This window comes from Thermogemmatispora onikobensis (assembly GCF_001748285.1).
GTDB classification, from domain to species: Bacteria; Chloroflexota; Ktedonobacteria; order Ktedonobacterales; family Ktedonobacteraceae; genus Thermogemmatispora; species Thermogemmatispora onikobensis.
The window spans coordinates 1-16,205 of record NZ_BDGT01000076.1 but is presented as its reverse complement, the minus strand read 5'-3'; the positions used below and the strand labels follow the sequence as shown (position 1 = coordinate 16,205).

The window sequence follows — 16,205 nt, the reverse complement described above, 5'->3', positions numbered from 1 at the left end:
GGGTCAATGGCACTTTGACGCGATCATTGATCACCACCTGTAGCTCAGCCGGGAACAGCTCGATCGGGCCAACGCGGATACTTTGACCTTCACTGTGTTTGCTGCGCTTGATGCGACGAAGCACAGCCTGGACACGCGCGACCAGCTCCTGGTGATCGAAAGGCTTACAAATATAGTCGTCAGCCCCAATATGAAAGCCTTTGAGCTTAGACTCCATGCTATCCTGGGCGGTCATGAAGATCAGAGGAATATCGTAACCCTCCGCTCGCAACCTGGCAGTAAACTCGAAACCGCTCTGATAGGGCATGGCAATGTCGAGGATCAACAGGTCAGGCTCGCGCTTCTGGATCATCTGCATGGCCCCACGAGGGTTGTCCGTGACTTCAACTTCGTAGCCTTCCTGTTTCAAGGCAAACTGCACCAGCGCAGTTGTAAACTGGCTATCATCAACCACAAGGATATACACAGTTCTTCCCCTCTTCAGCACATAGTGCTCAGCCGCCGGGAACGGGGAAGGTCCGCAGTCCATCCAGCTTTGGGCTGCGCTCTGCCTCACGGCCCGGCAGGATGAGCATGCTGTTCGGACACATCGCTATAGAAGCAAAGGAGCGTAGTAGCCTAAGCAGTAGCCGCATGCCATGCCTCCTTGCATCCCTCTCCAGGCCAGGACAACCGACGGTCGTCTCTACTTACCACGGTCCATCAACAATGCGCCAGAGGTTGATCACCGTTCTCCTCCCTCTGTGCTTTGCCCTCGCCCCTTGCTTTGCTGACCGGGGGCACCTATTACGAGACAGCTTTCGTCGCCGCTCGTAGCTTCTCCACATAGACCATCAGAATAGCGATATCCGCCGGCGTGACTCCCTCAATACGTGAGGCCTGTCCAACCGTGCGTGGGCGCAAGCGGGCCAGCTTCTGCCGCGCTTCCGTCCGTAAGTGGGGAATGCTCTGATAATCAAGACCCTCGGGAATGAGGAGTCCCTCAAGACGCTGAGCCTGCCGAACCAACTGTTGCTGTTTTTGAACATAATATTCGTATTTAACCTGTAATTCAACCTCTTGCGCGACATCGGGGGGAAGTGCGGGCAAAGGCGGCTCAGCGTTCGCGCGCTCTTCGTTCTGGAAGGCAAGGCGGGCCAGTTCTGCGACCTGTCCATAGTGCACCTCGGGACGCCGCAACAAATCGCGAGCCGAGGTCATCTGACCAAGCGGAGCGATGCCAACCTCGCGCGCGGCAGACTCGACACTGCGCGAGGAAGTCAAGATCACCTTGCTCAGGCGTCCCAGGGCCTGCTCAATCTGCTCGCGCTTGTGCAGCACTTGGGCATAGCGTTGTTCATCGATGAGGCCCAGGCGATAGGCGTAGTCGCTCAGGCGCAGATCAGCGCTATCGGCGCGCAGGAGGAGGCGATACTCGGCTTGCGAAGTATGCAGGCGATAGGGCTCGCTGAGGGGACGAGTGACCAGGTCGTCGATGAGAACGCCGATATAGGCTTCGTGTCGGCCCAGGACGAAGCCCGCCTCACCGCGGGCATAGAGAGCGGCATTGATGCCGGCCATCATCCCCTGGGCTGCCGCCTCCTCATAGCCCGAGGTGCCGTTGATCTGGCCGGCCAGAAAGAGGCCGGCTACGGCCCGCGTCTGCAGGGTCGGCATGAGCTGATAAGGGGGAACATAATCGTATTCGACGGCGTATCCAAAGCGGACAATCTCCACGCGCTCCAGGGCCGGAATAGAGCGCAGCATGGCCAGCTGCACATCCTCGGGAAGGCTGGTGTTCATCCCCTGCACGTAGACCTCGCCCGTGCGCCAACCCTCCGGCTCCAAAAAGACCTGATGGGAGGGCTTTTCAGCGAAACGTACCACCTTATCCTCGATCGATGGACAATAGCGGGGCCCGATGCCTTCGATGAGGCCATTGAAGAGAGGAGAGCGATGCAGGTTGGAGCGAATCACCTCATGGGTGCGCTCGTTGGTGCGCACCAGATAGCAAGGCAACTGCGGACGCCAGCCGTGGAGATCCTCATCGGTAACCGGATAGACCGGATTAGGCCGCCCGCCGGGCAGCTGCACATCGGCCCGGGCGGCTTCATCCCAGGAGAAATAGAGGGGAACGCGGCTGCCCGGCTGCGGCTCAGTCTGACTGAAATCGATGGTGCGCGCATCGATGCGTGGCGGTGTTCCGGTTTTGAAACGGCGCACCTCCAGGCCAAAGGCACGCAGCGAGTCGGCGACTCCCAGCGAGGGACCCTCGCCAGCGCGTCCGCCCGGCTGCGTCTTCTCGCCCACCACGAGGCGCCCATTGAGAAAAGTGCCCGTTGTCAGCACAACCGCCTTCGCCTCATACTGCCAGCCGGTACTGGTCACGACCCCGCGAATAGCCGGGCGTCCGTCTTGCCCCTGCTCATAGAGAAAGTGCGTGATCGTCGCCTGCTTCAGCTCAAGATGAGGCTGAGCTTCTAATGCAAATTTCATCGCCAGGCGATAGGCCTGCTTGTCACATTGAGCGCGCAGGGCCTGGACCGCTGGCCCTTTGCCAGTGTTGAGTAAGCGGATCTGAATGAAGGTGCGATCCGTGTTGCGCCCAACTTCGCCGCCAAGGGCATCGATTTCCTTGATCAGGTGCCCCTTCGCTGGTCCACCCATTGAGGGATTGCAGGGCATGAGCGCAATGCTGTCCAGGTTCATGGTGAGTAGCAGTGTCTTACGGCCCATACGCGCGCTGGCCAGGGCGGCCTCGCAGCCGGCATGGCCTGCCCCAACCACGATCACCTCATACGTGCCTCGCTGTTGCCCTTCAGCGGAAAGACTCTGAGTGCCTGCTTCGTTTGTCATTTGTTGCGTTCCGCCCACTTACATGTCATGTACATGTATAACGATCACTCTGGTATTATGCCGCAGATAAAAAGGCACGTCAATACAGCCACCGCCGCCTTTGACAAATTGCCCCTCAAGCTGCTCGCTAGAAGCGTATCGGCTCAGCCTCCCCATAGCGGAAGGCGGCCCAGCCCAGGACAAGCCCCTGCTCCTGCGTCTTGACAGGAGCCAATCAGTAAATCCGGCCTTGATCATCATGCTTCCTGCCCCTGGTAGGCAAAGAAAGAGAGCTGAGCTGACGGCCTGGATCGATGAAGCCGGAGATTACTCGCCTCTTGAAGCGGTGGAAGCTGACTTGTCCTCTCCCCTAAGATCTGCTAGAATTGCACTGGGATCTGTAGCATTGCAGAGTTTAAAGCTGACCACAAGGCTGTGTCCCGCTCGAGTGCCAGGGTGGAACAGAAGGCCGAAGTGGCGCAGTGTCCAGGCGTGGACAGATGTTACAGGTGCCCGCCGCCTGGTCAGCCAGGAGACGATGGGGCGATGGCGAAATGGTAGACGCAGGGGACTTAAAATCCCCTGGGGTGAGACCCCCGTGTGGGTTCGAGTCCCACTCGCCCCACCTGTTCCCTCTTCCCGCTCCACACAGCTCCACAGGCCCACTCAGCCCTTTCCCCAACCAGCTCACCCCAGGGCACCTTTGCCTTTCAGATCGACCCTTTTGACCCTGATCCCCTGGGCTACACAGCCCTCCCAAAACCCAAAGCTAACACACTCCCCTGAGCCAGCTAACCATTTGACCGCAGCGTCGACATCCGACCTTCTCTCTTTCTGTCTTCTGAGAGACTTCCGTACCTGCTCCCCAGGGCGTGAAGCAAGCGGTCTGCCCACCATTGGCCGCTTGCTTCACGCCCATCCGGCCCCCCCGTGCGGGCCAGAAGTCATGAAATCAAGTAGAAAATGTGCCTTTTCAGTCACAATTGGCCCATATTTTCATGTTTAAAGATGCTTTCCGGGGGCTTACTGAGCCATTTTAATGGGAAAACCTGAGCAATAAAAATTACGGCGACGAACGTTGAGCGATTGGGAAGATGGTTCCCAGGATCTACTAGCCCATCTGAAAGAACGGAGGTTGATCGAAAGATGAAGCGTGCGTTGAGTCTGGTGATAGGAGTGGGCCTTCTCATCGTGGCCCTGCTGGCCTGTGATGGGAGCACGAGCAGCAACACAGGGACAGCAGTTACTCCGTCCTCTTCGAGCACTACCAACAAGACGAGCGCGTCCACAAGCGCTCCCGCGACACAGCATTTCAAAGTCGGCCAGGCCGTCAAGGTAGGAGACAGCTGGCAGGTGACCGTGCTCGGGGTCAAAACCAGCGACGGCGATGAGTTCAGCCACCCCAAAGCCGGCAATACCTACCTGCTCATCGACGTCTCGCTCAAGAACCTCAGCAGCAGCGAGCAGGTCGTCTCCTCTGCCGCGAACTTCACCCTGAGAGACAGCAGCGGCCAGGAGATGGATTTTGCCATTGTCACTTCGGCCCCCAAGACACCCGATGGCAAGGTTGAAGCCGGCGGGCAAATCCGCGGCACCCTGGCCTACGAGGTTCCTCGCTCAGAGCACCACTACACCCTGGCCTTCGTGAGCGACCTCTTGGAGAGCGGCCAAACCATCTGGGATATCAGCATCTAGCGCTCTCACACCACCACTCCCCTCTTCCCTTCGCCTTGCTTGTCCACCAGGCGGCACATACCAAAGGGAAGCAACGGACGTCCTGTAGCCTTTTTGTCCTTACTACAGGACGTCCGTCTCACTCGATCCCGCCAGACGCCGAGCCACTGATGAGCAGGTTCAATGGATACTCACATGGTCGGCCAGCCGAATCTCCCAGGACTAGACCACCCCTTGCCAGAGCTTCCTCCCTCGTGCTACACTTGCCAAAAGATTACAACTTTTTTAGTCACCGCTCGTATCTCGCTATAGAAGGACCTTTCAATCCATTTCTATATATAGATAAAGCGGTCGAAAAGGAAACGAGCGGACAGCTAAAGATGGACTCGACACTACGAGCATCAGGAGCGCTGAGTCTTGGAGCAGTGGCCCAACCAGCGCGCCATATACGTCGCAAGCGAGGAAGTCGGCCCGAGGAAAGCGCAGAGGCTATTTCCAGCCGGAGCCATACACAAAGTGGACAGGGAGCCGTCACGGGGGAGCAGCTCCTGCACGGACAGGTACAAGGGGCAGCTGTGGAGGCGATCAGCGATACGGCGCTGGTCGAGCTTGTGCTGTCAGGCGAGCAAGATGCCTTCAGCGTGCTCGTCGAGCGCTACAAAGATGCAGTATACAACCTGGCCTACCGTATGTTAGGCAACGTGACTGAGGCCGAGGATGTCACCCAGGAAGCCTTCGTCCGTGCCTACATGCAACTGACCAGCTACAAGCCTGCTCATAAGTTCAGCACCTGGCTGCTCTCGATCGCCTCACATCTGGCCATCGACCAGTTCAGGCGGCGGCGCTTTTTGGCCAGATCGCTGGAAGAAGTGCCGTTCCTTGAATGGATCATCGACCACGGCAGCAGCCCCGAGCAGTCTGCGCTAGAGGGTGAGCAGCATGATGAGATTCAGCGCTATCTGCAGCGTCTCCCGGCCAAGTACCGCGCGGTGATTGTCCTGCGCTACTGGTACGATCTATCCTATGAGGAGATTGCCAGCGCACTCAAGCTGACACCCGCCCTGGTGAAAGCACGCCTGCACCGAGCACGTGAGCTGCTCGCGCGCTATATGCAGCAGGAAGATGCAAAGGAGGGAGAGGTCGATGCGCTGCCGCGACGCTAGAGCATGGCTGACTGAGGAGCACAGCGACAGCGAGGCCGAGACGGCCCGCCGACGCTCCGAGGTTCTTGCTCATCTGGCTCATTGTCCCGCCTGCCGGCACTATGAGCAGCAGCAGCAGCAGCTGAAGCGGACTCTGCACGGGAATTTCTCGCCCGTTTCTTGCAACCTTTCTACTGAACAGATCATGCAGGCCATCTACCTGCGCCAGCGTACGACACGCCAGCTTGAGGAGCTGCACCAACAGCAACGCACTCGCCTGGCACGTCTCCAGACCTTAAGCTCTTTGTTCATGGTCTCGCTGTTTATTCTGACTGCCAGCATTCCTGTATTGTTATTCCTGCTCTTCTTCAATCAACCCGAGCTACTGGTCAGAACGCTGCTACTGCTGAGCGATGTTGTTGATGTTTCTCTGGTGGCGCTCACCTATCTGCGCCTTGGTCTGAGCTTTGTCTCGCAAGACAATCTGCTACTGGCCGCTCTAGCCTTCCTCCTGCTCCTGCTAGCGGCGATGTGGCTGCGCCTCATGCGCGTTCCACAAGAGGCCTGACCAGGCCGTCAAACCGCAAGCGAGAGAAGGAAGAAAGTCAGCAAGGAACAGGCCGGGGGCAAAGCGGACAGCGCCAGCCAGCCCTGCTGCTGGAGGTCTGACTGGTTCACTCACCGACTGGCTGGAGTCTGAACTGAAAGCAGCCAGCCAGCCAGCATTGAAGCCTGGCCGCTTGTCGACATTGAGAGCGAGGGGATCGGGAGCCGATGCTTAAGCCTACGCGGAAACGACAGCTGTGGCTCTTGCTTGCGGGAGCTAGCTGCATGGGGTTGGTGATGTTCTGCCTCCTCTTGCTCCTTCTCACAGGAGCGCTTTTTCCGAGGGAGACCTTCGCCGCGCCCCTTGTGACTCCTCAGCAAGAGTTCCAAGGAGGGGGTGATCAGTGCACCAGACATGGGCCGTTCATCGGTGGTAATCTCCTGGTTGCCAGCAATCAGGTGCTCTGCAGTGATCTTATCTCTTTCGGTGGTACGGTTGCCATTAATGGCACAGTGAATGGCAATGTAGTGGCTTTTAGCGGCAATGTGATTATCGAGGGGACAGTGAATGGGGATGTGAACCTCTACGGCGGCGCAGTCAGCCTGCAGAGCGGCTCCCACGTTCACGGCACTATCCACCTCTACAATGCCCGCTGGTCCCGGGAGCGCAATGCCCAGATCGATGGCACCCTCATTGACCGCTCGCAGCACTTGATCTGGCCCTTCCCCAGCTCCTTGAGCTTCAGCTTCCCTTCTCTCTCCCTGTTGATCTGGGTAGGGCTTGGTCTGCTGCTTACCTGGCTCTTTCCTGAGCACGTGATGCTGGTGCGTACGACAATCCAGACCTGCGCCGGGCGCAGCCTACTCGTGGGCCTGCTCAGCTCAATTCTAGCCCCGGCCCTCATCCTACTGTTGAGTACCCTGATCATTACTATTCCGCTGGCTATTATAGTGGCTGTAGGATTGATTGCGGGGTGGGCGCTGGGCATGGTTGCCCTCGGCCTGTTGATCGGTGAACGACTCTTACAGACGTCCGCTCCACAGCGGCACGCCCGCTTGATCCAGGTGGCGGTGGGACTCGTCATCCTGACTCTGGCTAGCTCTCTCCCTCTTCTCGGCTGGCTGGTGAGCCTGGGCGCAGGCCTGCTTGGTCTGGGTGCAGCCCTCCTGAGCCGCTTTGGCACCCGGCTCTATGGCCTGCCTCGCTACCCGCTCATGCTTTAGACGTGGTCCGGCTCCTTCCCGGTTAGCCAGTTCTTTGTCCGCCCGACCACCGCTCGTAGCAGGGAGAGATGGGGGTTGGTCACAACTAACCATCGCCTGACTGTGCGACATCCTGTATAATAGGGGCGTATTACTGATTGGGCCCGTCGCTTGCGGGCCCCCCCTTCCCAAGCTCAGAAGAGGGGGTACGTACGGCCCCTCCTTCTTCACCCCTGCTGTTGCACAACAGTGTAGGTTTGTTACAATGTTGGAAAGATGGGACGGCACAATCGATGCGCTCGTAGGGCCTGCCCCCGCAGTCATGCGCGCAACCGATCAGGACCTTTGCAGGGACGCAAGCCTCTAGAGTGCAGGTGGCCGCCGAGGTGATTATGAGCATCGACGTTGAATTGACAGACCTTGCCTATGGAGGCGACGCCGTCGGAAGATACGAGGGACGGGTCCTTTTTGTACCCGGTGGCATTCCCGGCGAACGTGTTCGTGTGGAAATCGTTGAAGAACGTCGCGGTCATGCGCGAGCGGCGCTGCTGGAGGTCTTACGCCCTGCTCCAGAGCGAGTAGAGCCGCGCTATCCTCAGCTGACTGACTGCGGCTGTCAGTGGCAACATATCGCTTATCCCGCCCAGCTGACCTGGAAGGCTCACATCGTCCGCCAGCTGCTGGTGCGTATCGGTAAGCAGCCCGATGCGGTGGTCCACCCGACTATCGGCATGCCCCCTGGCATCTCGCCCTGGCACTATCGCAATATCGCTCAGTTTTCGACCGGTCCCAATTGCGAGATCGGTTTCCAGCTGACCGATAGCCACGACGTCCAGGACCTGGAGGACTGCCCCCTGTTGCACCCCGCCCTGGATATGGTCTATCAGCGCGTGCGCGCCAAACTGTTGAAGTATTTCGGGGATGCCCTGGGCCAGATGATCCAGAAGTTTACGATCCGCGGCGCCGTCGGCACTGTCAGCCCCGCCGGCGGCTCCGGCGAAACGGCCAGGGCTGTGCCTACGTTGCTGACAATCCAGGCCCGCCCCGGCTCGATCATCGAGGCGCCTCAACAGCTGGCCCATGAGCTGATTACAATCGCTCCCGGCATCGTCGGAGTCATTATCGAGCGCGTCGGCGGACGCTTCGGTCGCGTGGTGGTGGGACAGGAGTTCCTCACCGATATGGTCCTCGGCAAGCGCTTCCGCGTCTCCGCCGATTCGTTCTTCCAGGTGAATATTACTCAGGCCGCGACTTTGATCGAGCGCACCCTGGCCATGCTGGAGCCACGTCGCAGCGATGTGGTCCTGGATGGCTATAGCGGCGTTGGCCTCTTCTCGGCTTTCCTGGCTAATCACTCCGCCCGCGTGATCGCTATCGAGTCACAGCCCAGCGCCGTCACCGATGCACGGGCCAACGCTTTGCTCAATAATCAGAGCAATATTACGACGATCGAGGGCACCCTCGAACGCTTGCTTGGACAGCTTCACTATCGCCGCGAGCGCATCGATCTGGCTGTCATCGACCCACCACGCGCCGGCTGCCACCCGAAGGCCCTACAGGGCTTGTTGGCTCTGGCTCCACGGGCTATCTGCTATGTCTCGTGTGATCCAAGCACGCTGGCGCGCGATATCGCTACGCTCTGCGCCGGCGATCGCTATCGCTTGATCGCCGCCCAACCTATCGATATGTTCCCCCAAACCTACCATATCGAGTGCGTGGCTTTGCTCATACGTGGGAACATGCGCTGAGTTCAAGTCGCTCGCCTGAGCGAGAGGATATCTTCCTGAGTGAGCAAATCCTTTTGACCTTGCTCTCTGATCTTGTATAACAAGAGCGCTGCACCGGCGCGCTAGCTTCCTCCCTTATGGGGAAGGAGGATTAGCCTGCCGGCGCAGCGCTTTCTCTCTCTTTTGCGTTGCGGCCTTCTGCCCAGGCACCACAGGCACTCTAGACCAACTGCCTGTATGCCAGGCAATGCACGGTCGTAGCCAGTCAAGACCGCCTGCTCAGGTAGACCTGGATCTCGCCCCCCTGGCTGATGACCGTGCCGGGTGGAGGATTCTGGCGCACAACCAGTCCCGGCGGTAAATCGGGATACGATGTGTCTTCCCCCATAGCCACAACTCGCAGGCCAAACTCACTGGCACGCTCAACCGCCGACCAATAATCGAGGCGCTGCAGATTGGGTGTGCCATAGTTGAGCCATTTCCCTTCGAGCGTTGCCAGGACCGTCGCAAACCAGGTCTGTAGCTCCTTCTTGCTGGCATTTTCTTTAGAGACGGCATCTACCCGATCCTTGTACCCCTTGATCGAGTAGATCTTGTCCTGAATCAGGAAAGGATGGTCGACCGTGGAAAGGACGATGTCAGCGCTGGAACCAGGGGTCTCAATGTAGACATTCCCTATATCAAGTAGCCGCTCTATGACGCTGGAGACCGTCACTTTGATGTCACGGATGTTCTTGTACTCGGTCTCAACCCGCGCCTCATAGAGGAAAATCAGGCGACGCTGGATGTCGATGATGCGGCGGTTCGTCAGAATGTAGACATCATCGACGTAGTTGACGTAGATCAAGCCCATGACCAGCAGGAGTACGACCTCGATCAGGGCGACCAGATACCAGGTTGCGGGGATAAGCTGCGAGACACGTATCGCCAGGAGAGGAATGCAGATGAAGAAGAAGAGCGGCAGAGCCAGGTTGCGGTAGAGTACATAGCGCGAGCGCTGAATGTACTCAACGGTGAACTCACCCGAGGCGTAATGGACATCGCAGGGAATGTGCAGGGGACCACCAAAGGTCCGCCTGGGACCACGCACGCGGTCGGGATGGCGCAACGGATAGCGCTCATCGGCATCCTGGAGCTTGGGCACTTCCTTGCCTTTGGCAAGTTGCTCCAGCACACGGGTCAGGTCTTGATCACGGGGAGCAAGCGGTTTCTCCTCTGGCTTCTTATTGCCCTTGACCTCAGCGCTCAGCCCCTCGATAGCATCCTTGACCTTCTGCGGCGCAGGCACATCCTTCATAATGAAGTCGCCGCCGGTCAGATACAGATGCACGTTGCCATAGGAGAGTAAGAGACTGAGCAGGCTGTCCTGGTCAATACCAACCTGGTTGACTTTGCTGATCTCGATCTGCTGGCGCACCGGTTGGAGCACTCCCCGCGAACTGATAATGCGCTTGTTGGTGATGATGTAGGTCTCCAACCACCAGGCAAGGAAGTCCTTCCACAGAAACCAGCCGAAAGCAGCCAGCATCAGCAGTGAAATGATCACCTCGAGGGCAAGCCACAGTCCTCCCAAGGCCGGCTGACGAGTGCTGGCCCAGATCACCAGTCCCAAGGCCAGAACCAGGCCAATGGTAGGCATAGCCGGCTTCAACAGAAAGACCTTGTGCTTGCGGACCACCAGTCGAACAACTTCATCGGGCTGCTGGCCGGGAAAGTGCCAGCGTCTGTCTCGCCCTCGTCGGAATTGACGAATGTTCCAGCGCGCTCGCCCGGAGCGCCAGGGATCGTCTTTCTCTTGCTCTTCGGCAGCAATGGTTTTGGCGTCTTTCTTGCTCATCGCTCACTCACCTCGGCAGCGTGGCAGATGACACGCCAGGTCATCCGCACTGGGTCGCCTCCTCCTGGCTTCACTCAAAGACCCGAGCTTGCCTGCTCATCTTTTCCTCCTACCCCACTCACGACCTCAGCCCCTGCCTGCTACTTCTTCTTGCCACTACTGGCCGTGACCAGCCGGATGACGACCACAACAGCGATGATAATAAAGAGCGCTAGCGCATAGTAGCCTAGATGATACTGATCCAGCAGAATGAAGCCCTGACCTAGCATCACCGCCTGGGTCTGTGGAAAAACCAGGGTCGTGAGATAGAAGACCGCGACACAGCCAGTGATAAAGGCCGGGCCAAGACCAAGGACGCGATCCTGGGGCGCGCTCGGCTTGGGAAAGAGGCGGTTGCCCAGGAGATAGCCCGCTGCAATAATGCCCGCTAGACAAAGCACGGTGACAATGGTCACCGCCCGCGGCGAGGGGCTGATGCCAGGCTGATCAACAAAAAGCTGGGTCAGAAACTGTGTCAGCCCTCGCCCCACATTCAGGATGAGAAATAGCACTGCCCCCAGCACAAACGGCAAGAGGAACAGCTCACGACGCCATCCCCGACGGTAGCCGAGCCAGAGAAAGATCGGCACCAGCAGGATGAATAAGGCCGTCTGAAGAGTGAGATGCCATTCCATTGTTTTGCTTACCCTTCTCCCTCTAATGGCATCAGCCGTAGCCCAATCGCTAGCAGCACTGCAGTGTCGTCCCCTGGGCAGTGTCCAGGACGCCTACCGTACAGCGCTATACAAGCCTCTTTTAATCCCGCTCTAGCATCTATCATACCACATGTCAGCTATGAAATATAGCACTGGATGGGCGAAAAGCTGCGGGTTTTCAATCCCCGATAGGGAAGTTCTGGCCCCCATTCGCAATTTTCTCTCAGATATGCTATACTATAAGAAAATGCGGGTGTGAGAAGGAGGTCCGGTTTGCCCGGCTCGACCCTTATCTGGCCTCCATCCAGCTCGTCTTGTCCCCATCTGAGGCAGCCAGCAGCGCTTGAGCGTTGGCGCTGATCTCTCTTTTTCGCTCGAGGATTTTTGCATGATGGAAGAAGTAGGCAATGTCAAAACTGTTGATATAGTTGAACAAATGACCGTAGCCTATCTGAACTACTCCATGAGCGTCATCGTCAGCCGCGCGCTGCCGGATGTGCGCGATGGCCTCAAGCCGGTGCATCGTCGCATCCTCTACGCCATGGAGCAGATGGGCCTGCAAGCCAATAAACCTTTCCGCAAATGCGCCGGTACGGTCGGCGAGGTGCTCAAACTCTACCATCCACACGGCGACGTTGCCGTTTACGATACCCTGGTGCGCATGGCCCAGCCCTGGTCGATGCGCTATCCGCTGATCTTAGGACAAGGCAACTTTGGCTCTCAGGACGATGATCCTCCGGCGGCGATGCGCTATACGGAGGCCAAAATGGCCCCCATCGCCGACGAGATGCTGCGCGATATCGACAAAGATACCGTCGACTTCGTGCCCAACTATGACAACCAGGCGAAAGAGCCAACCGTCCTGCCAGCACGCCTGCCCAATCTCCTGGTCAATGGCTCTGCTGGTATCGCCGTTGGCATGGCCACGAATATCCCTCCCCACAATCTTGTCGAGGTCTGTAACGGGATCATCTACCTGATCGATCACCCCGAGGCCACCACTGAGGACCTCTCGCGCATCATCCTTGGCCCCGACTTTCCCACCGGGGGCATTATCCAGGGCCGCGAGGGCATCCGCAATATGTATGCCAATGGACGCGGACGCATTGTCGTCCGGGCTCGGACCCATATCGAGGAGAACGAGCGTGGGCGCGCCAGTATCGTGGTGACTGAACTGCCCTATCAGGTTAATAAGGCCGAGCTTGTTAAGAAGATCGCCGAGCTAGCGCGCGACAAGAAGATCGAAGGCATCGCCGAGGTGCGCGACGAATCGGATCGCCGCGGGATGCGTATGGTCATCGAGCTGAAGCGCGATGCGAATCCGACCAGTGTCCTCAATTCGCTCTACAAGTACACGGCGATGCAGAGCGCCTTTAATGCCAATATGCTGGCCCTGGTCGATCGCCAACCGCGCATTCTGACGCTCAAAGGCTTCTTGCAGCACTATATCAACCATCGTGAACAGGTGATTACGCGGCGCACCCGCTATGAGCTGGCTCGCGCTGAGGCTCGCAAGCATATCCTCGAAGGCTTCCGCAAGGCTTTCGAGCACCTCGATGCCATTTTGCAGACGATTCGCCAGTCGCAGGGCACGGAGGCTGAGCTGAATCGCACGCTGCAGGCGCAGTTCGGTTTCTCTGAGGCCCAGGCCAGCGCCATCCTTGATATGCGCCTCGCTCGCTTGGCCGCCCTCGAGCGTCAGCAGGTCGAGGAGGAGCTACGCACCGTTCAGCAGCATATTGATTACTATAACCTGGTGCTGAGCGATATTAATGAAGTGCGCAAGCTGATTAAAGCCGATCTGGAGGAGCTGAAAGAGAAGTACGGCGATCCGCGCCGCACCGATATCAGCGAAGGAGAGGCCGGCGACTTCACGGAAGAGGACCTCATTCCGAACGAGGAAGTGGTGGTGACGCTGACAGAGAAGGGCTATATCAAGCGTCTCCCCTCCAGCACGTACCGCGCCCAGCGCCGCGGCGGCAAGGGCGTGACCGGGATGGTTACACGCGAGGATGATGCCGTCCGCCATTTGCTGGTGGCCCACGCCCATGATCATTTGCTCTTCTTTACCGACCGGGGCCGCGTCTATCAGCTCCGCGTTTATGAGCTGCCCGATGTCAGTCGCACGGCCCGGGGCGAGCACCTGATTAACCTGATTGCTCTTGATCAGCAGGAGCGCGTGACGGCTATCGTGGCCGTGCCCAAAGGGGTCAGTCGCGATTATATGATCGTGGCAACCCGCAAGGGCGAGGTGAAGAAGACAGTCATGAGCGAGTTTGAGAGCGTGCGCCGCCAGGGGCTGATCGCTATGAATCTCGAGGAGGACGATCGCTTGATCGGGGCGAAGCTGGCGCGCGCCGATGACCACGTGCTCTTGATTACCGCTCACGGGAAGGCCATCCGCTTTACCGTGGAGGAGCTGCGGGCTGCCTCGCGTATGAGCGGCGGGGTGCGCGGTATTCGGCTGGAAGAGGGCGACAGCGTGGTCTCTCTCAATTTGACTCCCCGCGACAGCGAGCTGTTGGTGGTGACCGAGCGCGGCTATGGCAAGCGTACCCCTATCGAGGAGTATCCACCGCACAGCCGCGGCGGCAGCGGCGTGCTGACAGCGAAGGTGACGGAGAAAACTGGTCCGGTGGCTACAGCCCGCATCATTACTGATCTCGATAATGATTTGATGATTATTACCGCCGGCGGGGTGGTGATCCGCACGGAGATCAGCAATGTCTCGCGTCTGGGCCGCGCTACTCAGGGAACACGCCTGATGACGATTGCTGACGGCGATAGTGTGGTGGCAGTGGCGACGACGAACGGGAAACGCCACGGTGAGCGCGAGGAGAGCCTCACATCACAGGATGATCAGACGCCGGGCCATGAGGGAGAGGAACCCCAGGCCAACAGCGAGCCACTTTCTTCCGAAAGCTCTGCTCCTGGGCAGGCATAGGCAGAGCTTATAGCTGGCCTGCGGGCATACGCGCATAAGAGAAGAGTAGGGGTCGCTCCACCCTGGTCCAGACTCACTACCTTGACCACTCCGGGCGGATCGACCCCGCGCTGTCGCGGTCGCTGGGCGCTATCGCCTTTGCGTTCGCTTTGACTCCGCTCTTCTTTTTATAGCCGCTCCTGCTCGTTGAAGAGCCGCGCCAGTTCGTGTGGCGACGGCAGCGGTTGGCCGGCACGGATGCGCTGAGCCGCTAGCCGATCTTGATGAGCGCTCTGGCGTACGAGTGGGAAGGAGCGGCGGAACTGCCGCGCAAAGCTGGCAGCTTTCTGTTCGGAGAGGACAGCACGCCGCTCATAGGCATAGGCTAGCAGCTCCCGCTTGAGATCATCTTCGGCCTCCACGAGGAGCAGGAACGCAAGAACAAAATCGGGTTTGCCCCGTTCAGCGTAGGAGCGCGCATACTCCAGGCCGTCCACGCCCTCGGCCAGACGCTGGCGAGCCTGGACGGTAAAGACCTCTTTCAGGGCAGGAGCATAGAGCTCGGCAAAGGTCGCGCTCATTCTTTCTCTACCTCATTCGTGTAGAACCGCTCGATAGGCTCGCCTCTGCTGGCGTTCCTCTGCTCGCCACTTCCAGGCGTAGTAGATCAGCTCACGAAAGGCCCGAGCAATAACCTCCGGTCGGGCCCCCGTGGCTCTCCCCCCTTTGCGGGGCAGGTGGTGAACGCCAACCTCAGTATAGGTATAGCCTGCGCGAGTGAACTTGTAGAGAATCTCTGTGTTGATCATGGCGCCGCGCGTCTCTAGCTTGTGCTCCCGGAAAAACTGTGACCGGTAGAGCTTGAAGGCGCAGTCAATGTCGCGTACGCGCAGGCCGAAAACCAGACGCACGAGCCATTTCCAGCCCCAGGCATTGAGCTTGCGCATCCAGGTGTCCTGGCGCTTGATCCGATAGCCCAGGACCGCGTCGAAGCGCTCAATGAGCGGAAAAAATTGTGCGATGTCGCGGATATCGAACTGGCCATCAGAGTCCATGAAGAAGGCGAGATCTTTACTCGCTGCCTCAAAGCCACTGACTAGAGCCGCCCCATAACCGCGATTAACCGGATGGTTGATCAGCCGAATGCGCGGATCAGCAGCAGCCAGCGCCTCCACAATAGCCTTGGTGCTGTCTTTGCTGCCGTCGTTGACTACTACGACCTCAAAGTCTTGCACCCAGGGGGTCAGCGTCTCCAGGACATTTTGCAGTGTACCGGCAATGGCTGCCTCTTCGTTATGGGCAGGCAGAATGACCGAAAGGCTGTACTTCGTCTTGACTCCTGTCTCAATAGTTTCTGATCGTAATTCGCTCATAGCTCCCTGTTACTTGCCGTACGGCAGTTGAGATGACGAAGAAGAACCGGGCATTTCTTCTGGCTCGCACGGCCCAACGGAGATGTCAGTCGCATCCTTGCTTACGTGCAGACCTTGACCATTCTGGCCCATGCATAGCCGGATGCCTGATGCCGACTGCCGGCGGAGGCGCGTGCAGGACCTACCATCCGATCACTTGTGGATAGGCCCTATGGCATTCCAGCAAGCCTGATGGCAACTGCAGAACGAGCCAGTTCCTCAGTTGTGTAAT

At 58.5% G+C, this 16,205-nt stretch carries 13 protein-coding genes and 1 tRNA gene; 7 read left to right on the top strand and 7 right to left on the bottom strand.

Annotated features, from left to right (window positions below; genetic code table 11):
* The 3 genes from BGC09_RS20720 to BGC09_RS20715 form a co-directional block, all read right to left on the bottom strand.
* Nucleotides 1–466: response regulator transcription factor (locus BGC09_RS20720; RefSeq protein ID WP_176728995.1), on the bottom strand; the 466-nt coding region annotated here is incomplete at its 3' end.
* Between the two features lie 28 nt (nt 467–494).
* Complete coding sequence (locus BGC09_RS23045; RefSeq protein ID WP_162179472.1) at nt 495–635, bottom strand: hypothetical protein; 141 nt, start codon at nt 633–635, stop codon at nt 495–497.
* Nucleotides 636–786: 151 nt separating this feature from the next.
* The gene (locus BGC09_RS20715) at nt 787–2,835 is read right to left on the bottom strand and encodes a tRNA uridine-5-carboxymethylaminomethyl modification enzyme MnmG/GidA (RefSeq protein ID WP_069806108.1); all 2,049 of its coding nucleotides are present in this window, start codon (nt 2,833–2,835) and stop codon (nt 787–789) included.
* Between the two features lie 519 nt (nt 2,836–3,354).
* Between BGC09_RS20715 and BGC09_RS20710 the strand changes: the two genes are divergently transcribed.
* From BGC09_RS20710 to rlmD, 6 genes are all read left to right on the top strand, one after another.
* Nucleotides 3,355–3,439, top strand: a tRNA-Leu gene (locus BGC09_RS20710).
* Between the two features lie 521 nt (nt 3,440–3,960).
* Nucleotides 3,961–4,509: a DUF4352 domain-containing protein gene (locus BGC09_RS20705; RefSeq protein ID WP_069806107.1), complete on the top strand. Its 549-nt coding sequence runs from the start codon at nt 3,961–3,963 to the stop codon at nt 4,507–4,509.
* 359 nt (nt 4,510–4,868) lie between these two features.
* A complete protein-coding gene (locus BGC09_RS20700) occupies nt 4,869–5,651 on the top strand; it encodes a sigma-70 family RNA polymerase sigma factor (RefSeq protein WP_084659194.1) in 783 nt (260 codons plus the stop codon).
* Nucleotides 5,632–6,198: an anti-sigma factor gene (locus BGC09_RS20695; protein ID WP_069806106.1), complete on the top strand. Its 567-nt coding sequence runs from the start codon at nt 5,632–5,634 to the stop codon at nt 6,196–6,198. Before BGC09_RS20700 ends, BGC09_RS20695 begins: the two co-directional genes overlap by 20 nt.
* A gap of 263 nt (nt 6,199–6,461) precedes the next feature.
* A complete protein-coding gene (locus BGC09_RS20690) occupies nt 6,462–7,400 on the top strand; it encodes a DUF8173 domain-containing protein (RefSeq protein WP_069806105.1) in 939 nt (312 codons plus the stop codon).
* Nucleotides 7,401–7,771: 371 nt separating this feature from the next.
* Nucleotides 7,772–9,127 (top strand): 23S rRNA (uracil(1939)-C(5))-methyltransferase RlmD, encoded by a 1,356-nt coding sequence (gene rlmD / locus BGC09_RS20685; RefSeq protein WP_141727892.1) that lies wholly within the window; start codon nt 7,772–7,774, stop codon nt 9,125–9,127.
* 244 nt (nt 9,128–9,371) lie between these two features.
* On the opposite strand, the gene BGC09_RS20680 is transcribed toward rlmD, so the two are convergent.
* On the bottom strand, nt 9,372–10,943 hold the full coding sequence (locus BGC09_RS20680; protein WP_069806103.1) for a PH domain-containing protein: 1,572 nt from the start codon (nt 10,941–10,943) through the stop codon (nt 9,372–9,374).
* Between the two features lie 140 nt (nt 10,944–11,083).
* Entirely contained in the window at nt 11,084–11,617 is a 534-nt protein-coding gene (locus BGC09_RS20675) for a hypothetical protein (RefSeq protein WP_069806102.1), read from the bottom strand.
* A gap of 409 nt (nt 11,618–12,026) precedes the next feature.
* Between BGC09_RS20675 and gyrA the strand changes: the two genes are divergently transcribed.
* Complete coding sequence (gyrA, locus tag BGC09_RS20670; protein WP_084659195.1) at nt 12,027–14,582, top strand: DNA gyrase subunit A; 2,556 nt, start codon at nt 12,027–12,029, stop codon at nt 14,580–14,582.
* 167 nt (nt 14,583–14,749) lie between these two features.
* On the opposite strand, the gene BGC09_RS20665 is transcribed toward gyrA, so the two are convergent.
* Entirely contained in the window at nt 14,750–15,142 is a 393-nt protein-coding gene (locus BGC09_RS20665) for a hypothetical protein (protein ID WP_069806101.1), read from the bottom strand.
* Nucleotides 15,143–15,154: 12 nt separating this feature from the next.
* Nucleotides 15,155–15,934 carry a glycosyltransferase family 2 protein gene (locus tag BGC09_RS20660; protein ID WP_069806100.1) on the bottom strand — a complete coding sequence of 260 codons (780 nt, stop codon included), beginning with the start codon at nt 15,932–15,934 and terminating at the stop codon, nt 15,155–15,157.
* Between the last annotated feature and the right edge of the window lie 271 nt (nt 15,935–16,205).